This window comes from Embleya sp. NBC_00888 (genome assembly GCF_045207655.1).
Taxonomy (GTDB): domain Bacteria; phylum Actinomycetota; class Actinomycetes; order Streptomycetales; family Streptomycetaceae; genus Embleya.
In genome coordinates this window covers 1,081,251-1,093,066 of record NZ_CP108784.1, presented here as the reverse complement: position 1 = coordinate 1,093,066, position 11,816 = coordinate 1,081,251, and the positions used below count along the sequence as shown (strand labels likewise).

Here is an 11,816-nt window from a genome sequence, read left to right as displayed (position 1 = left end):
CCGATCGGCGACCCGCGTCACGCCGGGGCATCCCGGGGGACCAGGTCGCGTTGGCGGACCAGGATCAGCGCGAGGGCGGCGGTGGCCAGGGCGAGCGCCGCGACGCCGTACATCACCACCGAGGCGCCCGCCGCGTACGCGTGCTCGATCGCCGCGGTCACCGCCTCGCCGCCCCGGGCCGGCGTCAGATCCCGGACCCGGTCCGCGTCGCCGTCCCGCGCGGCGGCCACGATCCGCGCGCGGACCGCGTCCGGGACCCCGGCCCGCGCGCCGACCACCGCGTCGAACCGGGCGGCGAACGGCACGCCCAGCACCGCGATCCCCACCGCCGCGCCGATCGGGAACAGCCCGTTCGCCGTTCCGGACGCCATCCCGGCCCGCTCGGCCGGCACCGTGTTCACCGCGATCGACATCACCGGACTCGACGCGAGGCCGCTGCCCACGCCCCACACCAGCAGGCCCGGCAGGAAGTCCGGCCGGGACGCGTCGGGGGAGAAGCTCAGGCCCATCAGCCGCCACCCCCGGGAATCGAAACGAAGTAAGGCTTGCCTAAGTCATCCTGGCGAGTGCGCGGACTTAAAGTCAACGTGTGTGAAGTTCAAGCTCGGCGGCCGGCCTGGCAGGCTTGTCCTCGGATCGCCGCGCGGTGGTCGGGGTCGCGATGCCGGGCTCGGCCGGACGCGCGGCCGACCCCGACGAACAGGAGCCCCGTCCGTGCCCATGCCGAACACCGAGACCCTCGCCTGGCTGCGCGAACTCGTCGGCGACCTCCCGATCGAGCCCATGGGCGAAGGCGCCAACCGGCTGTACGGCGTCGGCGACCTGGTCCTGCGGGTCTTCCACGATTCGGAGCGATTGGCCGCGGACCCGTGGTACCGACCGGAGCAGGAGGCCCGGACGCTGCGGTTGCTCGCCGATACCCCGGTCCCCGCACCCGAGTTGATCGCGGCCCGACTCGAGGGCCCGGCCCCGGCGCTGCTGACCACGCGTGTTCCCGGCACACCGGAGCCGCCCGCCGAACCGGCCGTACTGCTCCGGCACGCCGCCGAGTTGCTGGCGACCATCCACGCGGTGGACCCGGGCGACGCGGGTTCGGCGCAGTACGCGCCCTACTACGACCCGGCGGTCGACGGCGCGCGGACCGTGCCGACCTGGACCACCCGCCCACACGTGTGGCGGCGCATGCTCGACGCGCCGGCCGAGGAACCCCCCTACGCGGCGCCGGGTTTCATTCACCGCGACTTCCACGCCGAGCAACTCCTCTGGGTGGGCGAGCGGATCGGCGGCGTCGTGGACTGGACCACCGGCTGCGTCGGTCCGCGCGGCATCGACCTGGCCCGGATCCGGCTCAATCTCGCGCTGAGTCATGGGGTGGCCGTCGCCGAGGAGTTCCTGCCCGCGTACGCCAAGGCATCCGGTCGGACCGACGACCACCATCCCTACTGGGATCTGCTCGACGCGGGCGACGCGCTGCTGGACTGGCCGGAGCCGAAGACCCGCGAGGAACTCGTCGAGTGGCAGCGCTTCGAGGCGTGGGTCGGCCGCGCGGTACGGACCCTGCCCAGGGGCTGAGGCGGCCCGAGGTCGCGGACCGGGACAGCCGCAGGACAGCCGCAGGACAGCCGAAAGGGCGGCCGACGCGAGGTCGACCGCCCTTGTCCGGCGTGCCGCCGACTCAGCCCACCGACTCCTTCTCCCGCTCCGGCGCGTCGACATCCGCGTCCGTCACGTCCGCGCGCGCGGCCTGGGTGCGGGCCCGGTTCGGCAGGATCAGGCCGACCAGGACGGTGCCCGCGGCGAGCACGATGCCGCCGACCAGGCTGGTGTGCGCGACCGCCTGGGTGAACGCGTGGTCGGCGGCCTGGACCAGTGCCTGTGCCTGCTCCGGACCCGCGACGCGGCCGACCTGCTCGGCCGCGGCGAGCGCGCCGCCGATCGAGTCCGTGGCCACGTCCATCGCGGCCGGGGGCAGCTTGCCGTCGACGGCCTCGGTCAGCTCCGACTCGTACGAGGTGGCCAGCACCGAGCCCAGGATCGCGATGCCCAGCGCGCCGCCCAGTTCCACGGCGGTGTCGTTGACGCCGCCGCCCGCGCCCAGTTCGTTCTCCGGGAACGAGCCCATGATCGCCTCCGTGCAGGGCGACACGCTCAGGCCGATCGCGACGCCGAGCAGCAGCAGCGGGGCGAGGAAGGCGCCGTAGCCCGAGCCGTCCGAGACGCGTGTCATCAGCAGCACGCCGATCGTGCCCAGCGCCATGCCGGTGGTCACCGTCACGCGCATGCCCAGCCGCGGGGTGAGTTGCCCGGTGGCGATCGCGCCCAGGCACACCGCGCCGGCCAGCGGGAGCAGTCGCACGCCGGTCTCCAGTGGGGTGTACCCGAGCACGAACTGGAGGTGCTGGGTGAGGAAGTAGATCGCGCCGAAGGTGCCCAGGAAGAACAGCAGGACGGCGAGCATCGAGCCGGAGAACACCCGCTCGCCGAACTTGCGCAGGTCGAAGATCGGGCGCGGGTGCCGCAGTTCCCAGGCGATGAAGGCGCCCAGACCGATCACGAAGACGACCAGCGCGGTCACCGGGCCGGTGCCCCAGCCGAAGTGCGGACCCTCGATGATCGCGTACACCAGCGAGCCCAGCGTCGCGATCGAGAGCGCGCCGCCGACCAGGTCGAGTCGGCCGTAGTCGTGCGCCTTCGACGGCGGGACCACGACCAGGGCGGCGACCACGGCGATCAGCGCGACCGGCACGTTGATCAGGAACGTGGAGCCCCACGCGTGGCTCTCCAGCAGCCAACCCGCGAGCAGCGGGCCGAGTGCGATGGCCAGACCCGAGGTCGCGGTCCACGCGGTGATCGCCTTGGCCCGCTCGCCGCGCGGGAAGGAGGCGACCAGCAGGGACAACGTCGCGGGCATGATCACCGCGGCGCCCAGGCCCATCACCGCGCGGGCGATGATCACACCCGAGGTCGAGTGCACCAGGGAACCGCCGACCGAGCCCGCGGCGAAGATCACCAGGCCGGTGATCAGCGCGCCGCGCCGGCTGTACTTGTCGCCGATCGCGCCCAGGATCAGCATCAGCGCCGCGTACGGCACGGTGTAGGCGTCGATCACCCATTGCAGGTCGCGGCCGGACAGGCCCAGGTCGCGGGTCATGTCGGGAGCGGCCACGATCAGCGACGTGTTGGCCATGACGATGATCAGCAGGCTCAGGCACAGCACGCCCAGGGCCCACCAGCGGCGTGAGTACGGCCGATCCATCCGGTCGACCGGAGTGGTGGCGAATACGGACATCGGAACGCCTTTCGGAGCAGGCGGCCGGCGCAGCCGCAGTAATTGCACAACGATGTGCAACTTAGTTGATTGCACAGTGCTGTGCAAATATGAAGGAACGAGTCGGGGTGAATCCGACGATTCGCCGCCGCACCGGTTCGGTGTGTCGCGTCGCTGCCGTCGGGAGCGGATTTCTGGCAGGCTCCAGGTCACCCCAGAGAGGAACGCGCGATGCAGACGAAACCGGGAGCCGAGCCGGCTCCGGCCGCAGCCGGCCACGAGGAGGCCGGGTCCGCCGCGCCGCCGCGTCGGCGCAACGCGCAGTCCAACCGGGAGCGCATCCTCGCGGTGGCCAGGACCGAACTGATCCGTGACGCGGACGCGTCGATGGACGACATCGCGCGGGCGGTGGGCGTGGTGCGGCGCACGGTGTACGGGCACTTCCCCAGCCGCGAGGCGCTGGTCGCGGGGCTGGCCGAGGAGGCCCGCCGGGACATCCTGGGCGCGGTCGAGGACGCGACGCGGGACGAGGACTCGCCGGATGAGGCGCTGGCCCGGTTCGCCCTCGCCGCGTGGCGCGGCGGCGATCGATACCGGCTGCTGATCAGCTTCGCCCAACGCAATCTGGGCGATGGCGGGATCCCGGCGATGCTGGCTCCGGTACGGGAACGCTCGATCGCGCTGATCACCGCCGGACAGCGCGCGGGCGTGTTCGCCGACCACCTGCCCGCGCCGGTGCTGGCGCTCGCGCTGGAGGGCATGTGTGTCGCGCTGCTCCAGGGGGTCAACGAGGACATGCGGGTGACGGCGGGGGACCAGGCGGTGGCCTCGCTGGTGGCGCTGGGCGTGCCGGCCGAGCGGGCGATCGACGTGGTCGCGCGGGTCGCGGCGTCGGACGACGTCTAGGGCTCGGGGTCTGTCCGGGTCTCGGGACCGGCCCGGTCGTCGCCGGATTCGGTCAGGGCGGCCCGGATCGCGGTGATCCAGTGTGGTGCCGCGGCGTGGTGGGCCAGGTCCAGCGCCCGTCGGTAGTGTTCGCGGGCCTCGGCGGGGCGGCCGGTCGCGGCGCACAGGTCGCCCAGGTGTCGGGCGACGGGGCCCAGGGTGAGCAACCCACTGCCCGCGCCCGCCAGTTCGGCCACCGCGGGCAGCAGTGCGGCACGGATCCGGGCCATCGCGGGCCGATCGTCGAGTGCGACGGCGGCCCGGGCGGCCAGGCACAGACGGGCCTCCAGGAGCAGGTCGCACGGTGACTCGGGGAGCTGCCGCAACGCCTCGGCCGCTGCGCCCCGGCGCCCGGCCGCGAGCAGTTCGAGCGGGCGGATCCACGGCGTGTCCGGGTCGGGCCCGGCCTCCGGTGTCGGCTCGACCGGACGATCGGCCTGGACCCGCAGGCAGGCGAGCGCGAACGGCAGGAAGCCGTCCGCCATTCCGTGCATTCCGGTCCCCGGCAGCCGGGCCGCGAGCTCCCGGTACGCGGCCGCCGACCCCGGACGGTTCGCGACGGTCAGCCGCAGCGCGGCGTAGCCGTCGGTGAACACGGACACCAGGGGGAGCTCGTAGCGCTCGGCGATGCGATCGACCGACGCGGCGTGCCGGTCGGCGGCGGCGAAGTCGGCCCGGGCGGCGTGTGCCTGGAGCAGGATCAGGTGGGCGAGCACCTCGAACGCCGGGAGTTGCCGACGCTGTGCGAGGTCGAGCAACTCGGCGCCGATCGCCGCGCGTTGGGTCGCGAGGCCGGCTCGTTCGAAGGTGTGCAGGAAGCGGCCGTCCAGCGCGAAGGCGAGCAGGGCCGGGTCGTCGACGCGGCGCGCGATCGCCTCCGCCTCGCGGGCCGCGTCCCGCCCCCGGTCGCCGGTGGCGCCGCGCAGTTCCAGGGCGAGCGTGCTCAGCAGCCGGCCGCGCGCCTCGTCCGCGTCGGAGGGCAATGCGGCCAGGGTGCGTTCGGTGGCCGCGACGACACGGCGGGCCGATTCCGTGTCGTCGGTGCGGGGCCAGATCGCGGGCACGTCGAAGGCGCCGATCACCCGTGCGGTCCGCGGCGCGTCGCCCAATTCCTCGGCCGCGGCGACGGCTTGGTCCCGATGTCGGCGGGCCGCGCCCAACTCGCCCGCGAAGGCCAGCGCCCGGACCAGGCCCATCACCGCGTCCAGTCGGGCCCGGGCGCGGTCGGCGGTGGAGTCGCCCTCGGCCGAGGCGCGATCCCACGCGTCGACCGCCGCGCGCCACCACCCGGCCGCCTCGTGCGGAGCGAACCGCCGTTCGGCCCGTTCGGCGGCGGCCCGGGCGTAGCGCGCGGTGCGTTCGGCCGGCACCCGGCCCTCGGCCCGAACGAAATGGTGGGCGAGCGCGTCGACATCCTCGGGTCGCAGGCGTTCCAGGGCGTGTGCGGCGGCGGCGTGCCCACGGGCGCGGCGGGCGCGCGGCAGGTCGCCGTACAGCGTGTCGCGAACCAGGGCGTGCGCGAAACGCACCCGGTCCGGGCCCGCGTCGAGCAGGAAACCGGCCGGCAGCGCGAACTCGACCGCGTCCAGCGTGGCCTCCTCGTCGCCGGTCAGCGCGATCAACAGGTCCAGGTCGACGTCGAGGCCGAGCACGGCGGCGTGCCGGAGCACCGCGCGGGACTCCTCCGGCAGACCGGCCAGCCGATGCCGGATCACGTCCCGCACACCCGCCGGGACGCCCGCGAGCACGTCGGCGTGCGCGTCGGAGTCGGCGAGCAGCCGGGCAAGTTCACGGACGAAGAACGGATTGCCCGCGGTGCGCCGGTGGATCGCGCGCGCGGTCGGGTCGTCCACGTCCCGACCGGCGGCGGCCCGGACCAGCTCGCGCACGTGCGGTTCGGGCAGCCCGGCCAGTTGGACCCGGGTCGGCTCGGCGCGCGCGATCCGGCCGAGGGCGTGCGTGAGCGCGGCGGAGACCTCGGTGTCCCGGTAGGTGCCCAGCACCAGCACCGGGCGGTCGAGGGGTCGTGCGGTGAGCGCGGTGAGCACGGCGAGGGTCTGCTCGCCGGCCCAGTGCAGGTCGTCGAGAACCAGCAGGAGCGGCCCGTGCGCGGCGACCTCGGACAGATGCGCCACCAGCGCCAGGTAGCGGTGGAACCGGGCGGCGGCCGGATCGGTGGGCGGCCGATCCGGATCGGGGTCGGCGGCGCGCGGCTCGAACGAGTGGCCGGTTTCGGCGTGCGACGGCTGGGGCGGGTGGCCGGTCTCGGTGTGCGACGGGTCGAACGGGTGGCCGGCCTCGGCGAGTTCGGTGCCGATCTCGATCCACGGCCAGGCGGCGGGCGCGTCGGCGTACTCCGGGCTTCGCCCCCACGCCGTGGTCCAGCCGCGCTCGGCCAGGTGCCGGGTCAGCGCCCTGGCCAGCGCGGTCTTGCCCGCGCCGGCCTCACCGGAGATCAGCGCCGGCTGGAGCCGGCGGCGCGCCGCGACGGATTCGGCGGTCGCGGTGAGCCGGTGCAGCTCGGCGCCCCGACCCACGAAGGGCGCGTCGGCCGACGGCGCGCCCGCGGTGTCCGGAGGCGCGGGTACGAGTGCGGGTACGCCCGTGGGGGCGGGACGGCCGGTCGGGTCGGGGTCGGGACGCGCTTCCCGGTTCGTCGCCGCGCCTGTGGGTGGTGTGGTGCGCGGCGTCCGGTCGCCGGTGGGACGCGGGGGCGACGAGGGCGGCGTGACGCGCGGTGGCGGGCCGTGGGCCGGCGACGGCTGCGGCGGCGGGTCGCCGGGGGTGGGTTCGTCGGGCGAGCGCGCGGGCGGTGCCGGGGTTCCGGTGGTGTGCGGACGCGGCCGGCCATTGCCGGGAATGTGCTCGTCGGGTGGGTGCGCGGGTGGTGCCGGGTGTGGTGCCGGGCTCTCGGCGGGGTGCGGGCGCGGAGGGTTGCCCGAGGTGGTGTCGTGGAGCGAGCCCGCAGAAGGTGCCGGGGGCCCGATCGGGTGCGGGTGAGGCTGGTCGCCCGGGGTGTGCTCGGCGGGCGAGTGCGCAGGTGGTGCGGGGGTCTCGGTGGTGTGGGAGTGCGGTGGGTTGCCGATGGTGGGTTCGTCGGGCGAGCGCGCGGGCGGTTGCGGGGTCCCGATCGGGTGCGGGTGCGGCTGGTCGCCCGAGGTGTGCTCGGCGGGCGAGTGTGTCGGTGGTGTCGGGTGTGCCGGCCGTGCGGTTCGGGGATCGGCTCGGCCGTCCGGGAGGTGGGCCGTCCGGTTCAGGTGTGGTGCCTGGCGGAGGATGTCGGTTTCCAGTCGGCGCAGGTCGGGGCTCGGGGTCAGGCCCAGTTCGGTGGCGAGCGCCCGGCGGGCCCGGCGAAGCAGCGCGAGGGCCTCGGTCTGGCGGCCGGTGCGGTACAGCGCCAGCGCGAGCAGGGCCCAGGCGTCCTCGCGCCACGGGTGTTCCCGGACGTGCGCCTCCAGGTCCGGCACCGTCTCGGCGGCCCGGTTCAGGGCGAGGGCGGCGCGGGCCCGCCGTTCCACCGCGAGCAGGCGCAGCTCGTCGAGTCGGGCCACCTCGCCCAGCGCCCAGGGCTGGTCGGCGAACTCCGCGTAAGCGGGTCCGCGCCACAGTGCCAGCGCCGCGGTCATCCCGGTGAGCGCGGGGTGCGGCCGGTCGGCGTCGAGCAGGTGTCCGCATTCCTGTACGGCAGCCTCGAACCGCCACGCGTCCACCGCGTCGGGGGCGGGCCGCAGCGCGTAGCCGGGGCCGGTGGTGACCAGCAGGCCGGCGGGTGCGCGCGGGGCCCGGTCGGGCTCGACGGCCCGGCGCAGCGCGGAGACGAAGGTGCGGATGCTGGCCACGGCGCTCGCCGGCGGGTCCGTCCACAGGTCGCCGACGAGCCGGTCGACCGGGACGACCCGGCCGCGGGCGATCAGCAGCCGGGCCAGTACGGCGCGGTGTCGGGGGCCCTTGAGGTCCACCGGTCCGTGCGCGTCCTCGGCGGTCACCGGGCCGAGTACGACGAAGCGCACCGACGACGTCACGCCACACCCTTCTCCGGTCCCGCCCGATCCCGGCCAACCTATCCCGGAGCCGGCGAACACCCTGTTCGGCGCGGGTGCCAGGCGCGTCGCGGGCGCGGATCGGGGTCGGTCCGACGCCGCCGCCGGCGGCGGTCGCGCCGACGTCGCTCATCGGGTGCTCATCGATCGCTGATCCGCGGGCCGCAGGCTGAAGCCGTCCTCGATCCGCCGTGCCGACCCGGTCGGCACACCCACCGAAGGAAGACCGATGACCCTCAGGATTCCCGATTTCGACTACCGCCGGGTCGCCGTCGACGACGGCGTCGCGCTCAACGTCGCCGTGGGCGGGTCGGGCCGCCCGGTCGTGTTGTTGCACGGCTTTCCGCAGACCCATCTGATGTGGCGGCATGTCGCGGCCGACCTGGCCGCCGACCACACGGTCATCTGTCCGGACCTGCGCGGTTACGGTGACAGCGACAAGCCGGTGGACCGGGACGGGCTGACCTACGCCAAGCGCACGATGGCCGCGGACGTGGTGGCGCTCGCCCGCGCCCTGGGCCACGAGCGGTTCGCGCTGGCCGGCCACGATCGGGGTGCGCTGGTCGGGTTCCGGACCGGGCTCGACCACCCGGACGCGGTCCGCCGATTGGCGTCGTTGGACGTACTGCCGACCCTGGACATGTGGGACGTCCTGCGTGGCACCTCCGCCGCCGTCGGCTTCCACCTCTATCTGATGGCGCAGCCGGTCGGGCTCCCGGAGCAGTTGATCGCCGGCAGCCCGGACGCCTTCTTCGGCCACTTCCTGGACCTGTGGAGCAACGATCCGGCGGCGATTCCGGCCGATGTCCGGGCCGCCTACCTGCGGGCCTCGCGGGAGGCGATCCCCTCGATCGTGGCCGACTACCGCGCGTCGGCGCTGATCGACGTCGAGCACGACGAGGCGGATCGGCGGGCGGGGAATCGGCTGCGGATGCCGGTGGCCGTACTCCAACAGGACTGGGGTGCCGCGTTGGGCTTCGACGCGGCGGCCCGCTGGCGGGCGTGGGCGCCGGACCTGCGGCACACCACGGTGTCGTGCGGACACTTCATGGCCGAGGAGGCGCCCACGCAGGTGGGCGGCACCCTGCGCGAGCTGTTCCGCTGAGCGACCCGGGCCCGAATCCCCGAACGGGGACGCGGGTCCGAATTCCCGTACGGATCAGCCCAGGTCGGTGATCAGGGCGGGCAGGTCGCGCATGGACTTGAACAGCGTGGTGCCCGGACCCTCCAAGAGGTGCGGCGCGATCAGGTCCGTCGTGTAGGCGAAGGCGCGCATCCCGGCCGCGCGGGCGGCGAGCAGGCCGTTGACGCTGTCCTCGACCACGACGCAGTGCTCGGGCGACACCCCCATGCGGCGGGCGGCGTGCAGGAACACGTCGGGTGCGGGCTTGCCGTGGGCGACCTCGGTGGCGCTGAAGATGCGGCCGGCGAACCGCTCGTACAGGCCGGTGCGGCCCAGGGTGTGCGCCATCTTGGCGTGGCCGCCGCTGGACGCCACGCACGTGGCGAGGCCGAGTTCGGCGAGGGTGTCCACGGCGTACTCGATGCCCTCGACCGGGCTCAGCGCGGTGTCCACCTCGGCCGCGTGCCGGCTCTCGAAGCCGCGTGTCCACTCGGCGGCGGTGTCCGCTCCGACGCGCTCGGCGATCTGCTCGGCGATCGCCGCCGAGGAGCGGCCGACGAAGCGCTCGACCACCTCGGCCGGGGTGAGCGGCCAGCCGTGCTCGGCGCCGAGCGCCACGTGTACGCGGATCGCGATCGGCTCGCTGTCCACCAGGACGCCGTCACAGTCGAAGATCACCAGTCGAACGGAGTTGATCATGACCGGAGCCTAGAACGGCGTTTCGTCCGTACGGAGCCCGGGGCAGGGGCGGCGGGGCCGGAAGGCTCGGGCCGGCACCTACTCCTCCCGCACCCGGGACAACAACGCGCCCGTGTCGGTGCCCGCCGGGAGGGTGCCGAAGGCGTGGCCGCCCTCGCGGGCCAGGCGGGTGGCGCAGAACGCGTCGGCCGCCGGGCTCGCGGCGCGCACCAGCAGCGCGCCCTGGAGCACCACCGCCATCGTCTCGACGATCCGCCGGGCCCGGAACTGCGCGTCGTTCGGGTCGGCCAGTTCCTTGCGCAGCGCCGCCACCGCCTCGTCCAGTCGGTGATCCGCGCCGGCCGCCGAGTCGACCTCGGCGAAGAAGGCGTCCACACACGCCGGTTCGCGGGCCATCGCGCGCAACGCGTCGAGCGCGGCGACGTTGCCCGAGCCCTCCCAGATCGACACCAGCGGCGCCTCGCGGTACAGCCGGGGCAGCCCCGACTCCTCCACGTAGCCGTTGCCGCCCAGACATTCCAGCGCCTCGGCCGCGTGCGCCGGGCCGCGCTTGCACACCCAGTACTTCGACACCGCGACCGCGATCCGGCGAAACGCCGCCTCGCCCGCGTCCCCGCGCAGCGCACGATCGCCGGCGCCGGCCAGCCGCAGCGCCACCGTGGTCGCGGCCTCGGACTCGATCACCAGGTCGGCCAGTACGTTGCGCATCAGCGGCTGATCGATCAGCGCCGCACCGAACGCCCGTCGGTGCGCCGCGTGATGCGCGGCCCTGACCGCGCCGACCCGCATCCCGCACGCGGCCCCGATCACGCAGTCGAGCCGGGTGGCGTTGACCATCGTGACGATGGTGCGCACGCCCTGGCCCTCGGCGCCGATCAGGCGGGCGTACGCGCCCTCGTACTCGATCTCCGCCGACGCGTTGGAGCGGTTGCCGAGCTTGTCCTTGAGGCGCATCAGGTGGAACGTGTTGCGGCTGCCGTCCGGCAACACGCGCGGGACCAGGAAGCAGGAGAGCCCGCCCGGGGCCTGGGCCAGGGTCAGGAACAGGTCGGACATCGGCGCGGAGGTGAACCACTTGTGCCCGGTCAGCCGGTAGGAGCCGTCCGCCGAGGGCACCGCGCGTGTGGTGTTGGTGCGGACGTCCGAGCCGCCCTGCTTCTCGGTCATCGACATGCCCGCGATCAGCCCGAGCTTGCCGGACGGCTCGCGCAGCCCGAAGTCGTAGCGGCGCGAGGCCAGCAACGGCTCGTAGAGTTCGGCCAGTTCCGGCTGCACGCGGAGCGCGGGCACCGAGGCGTAGGTCATCGAGATCGGGCACATGTGGCCCGCCTCGACCTGGCTCCACGCGTACAGCTTCGCCGCGCGCGCGACGTGCGCGCCCGGGCGGTCCTCGCGCCACGGGCTCGCGTGCAGGCCGTGCTCCACCGCGACGGTCATCAGCTCGTGCCACGCCGGGTGGAACTCGACCTCGTCGATCCGGTGCCCGTGGCGGTCGTGGCTGCGCAGGATCGGCTCGTGCTCGTTGGCCAGCCGACCCCACTCCTGGGCCGGCTCCTCCCACGCGCGCAGCCCGAGTGCACGGACCTCGGCCTCGGCCCAGCCGGCGCCCTCGCGGTGCAGCGCCTCGTACAGCGCGGGATCGGCGGCGGTGTCCCGCGCGGTCGGAGCCGGGACCTGGTTGGTGACCTCGTGCGTCGACATGTCCAGCAGTCAAGCAGCGCTACGCGTCGGTAACAAGACC

Annotated in this window: 8 protein-coding genes; 3 read left to right on the top strand and 5 right to left on the bottom strand. The window is 74.4% G+C overall.

What is annotated here, in order from left to right; translation table 11 throughout:
* Nucleotides 1–17 precede the first annotated feature (17 nt).
* A complete protein-coding gene (locus OG948_RS04140; RefSeq protein ID WP_406293923.1) occupies nt 18–509 on the bottom strand; it encodes a hypothetical protein in 492 nt (163 codons plus the stop codon).
* 211 nt (nt 510–720) lie between these two features.
* Between OG948_RS04140 and OG948_RS04135 the strand changes: the two genes are divergently transcribed.
* Entirely contained in the window at nt 721–1,572 is an 852-nt protein-coding gene (locus OG948_RS04135; protein WP_406300175.1) for a phosphotransferase family protein, read from the top strand.
* Nucleotides 1,573–1,675: 103 nt separating this feature from the next.
* Here the strand turns inward: OG948_RS04135 and OG948_RS04130 are convergent, their stop codons facing one another.
* Nucleotides 1,676–3,289 carry an MFS transporter gene (locus OG948_RS04130; protein WP_406293921.1) on the bottom strand — a complete coding sequence of 538 codons (1,614 nt, stop codon included), beginning with the start codon at nt 3,287–3,289 and terminating at the stop codon, nt 1,676–1,678.
* Between the two features lie 210 nt (nt 3,290–3,499).
* Here OG948_RS04130 and OG948_RS04125 point away from each other — a divergent pair, with 210 nt between their 5' ends.
* Nucleotides 3,500–4,174 carry a TetR/AcrR family transcriptional regulator gene (locus OG948_RS04125; protein ID WP_406293920.1) on the top strand — a complete coding sequence of 225 codons (675 nt, stop codon included), beginning with the start codon at nt 3,500–3,502 and terminating at the stop codon, nt 4,172–4,174.
* On the opposite strand, the gene OG948_RS04120 is transcribed toward OG948_RS04125, so the two are convergent.
* Nucleotides 4,171–8,235: a BTAD domain-containing putative transcriptional regulator gene (locus tag OG948_RS04120; protein WP_406293919.1), complete on the bottom strand. Its 4,065-nt coding sequence runs from the start codon at nt 8,233–8,235 to the stop codon at nt 4,171–4,173. The two genes, OG948_RS04125 and OG948_RS04120, sit on opposite strands and share 4 nt — an antisense overlap.
* Nucleotides 8,236–8,482: 247 nt before the next feature.
* Between OG948_RS04120 and OG948_RS04115 the strand changes: the two genes are divergently transcribed.
* The gene (locus tag OG948_RS04115) at nt 8,483–9,358 is read left to right on the top strand and encodes an alpha/beta fold hydrolase (RefSeq protein WP_406293917.1); all 876 of its coding nucleotides are present in this window, start codon (nt 8,483–8,485) and stop codon (nt 9,356–9,358) included.
* Nucleotides 9,359–9,412: 54 nt separating this feature from the next.
* On the opposite strand, the gene OG948_RS04110 is transcribed toward OG948_RS04115, so the two are convergent.
* Both OG948_RS04110 and OG948_RS04105 read right to left on the bottom strand, forming a co-directional pair.
* On the bottom strand, nt 9,413–10,075 hold the full coding sequence (locus OG948_RS04110) for an HAD family hydrolase (protein ID WP_406293915.1): 663 nt from the start codon (nt 10,073–10,075) through the stop codon (nt 9,413–9,415).
* Between the two features lie 78 nt (nt 10,076–10,153).
* Nucleotides 10,154–11,776, bottom strand: coding sequence for an acyl-CoA dehydrogenase family protein (locus OG948_RS04105; protein WP_406293913.1), 1,623 nt, complete (start codon nt 11,774–11,776; stop codon nt 10,154–10,156).
* Nucleotides 11,777–11,816: the final 40 nt, after the last annotated feature.

Coding starts and splice junctions, on each gene's coding strand:
- OG948_RS04140 (WP_406293923.1), bottom strand. CDS start 509: ATGGGCCTGAGCTTCTCCCCCGACGCGTCCCGGCCGGACTTCCTGCCG.
- OG948_RS04135 (WP_406300175.1), top strand. CDS start 721: ATGCCGAACACCGAGACCCTCGCCTGGCTGCGCGAACTCGTCGGCGAC.
- OG948_RS04130 (WP_406293921.1), bottom strand. CDS start 3,289: ATGTCCGTATTCGCCACCACTCCGGTCGACCGGATGGATCGGCCGTAC.
- OG948_RS04125 (WP_406293920.1), top strand. CDS start 3,500: ATGCAGACGAAACCGGGAGCCGAGCCGGCTCCGGCCGCAGCCGGCCAC.
- OG948_RS04115 (WP_406293917.1), top strand. CDS start 8,483: ATGACCCTCAGGATTCCCGATTTCGACTACCGCCGGGTCGCCGTCGAC.
- OG948_RS04110 (WP_406293915.1), bottom strand. CDS start 10,075: ATGATCAACTCCGTTCGACTGGTGATCTTCGACTGTGACGGCGTCCTG.
- OG948_RS04105 (WP_406293913.1), bottom strand. CDS start 11,776: ATGTCGACGCACGAGGTCACCAACCAGGTCCCGGCTCCGACCGCGCGG.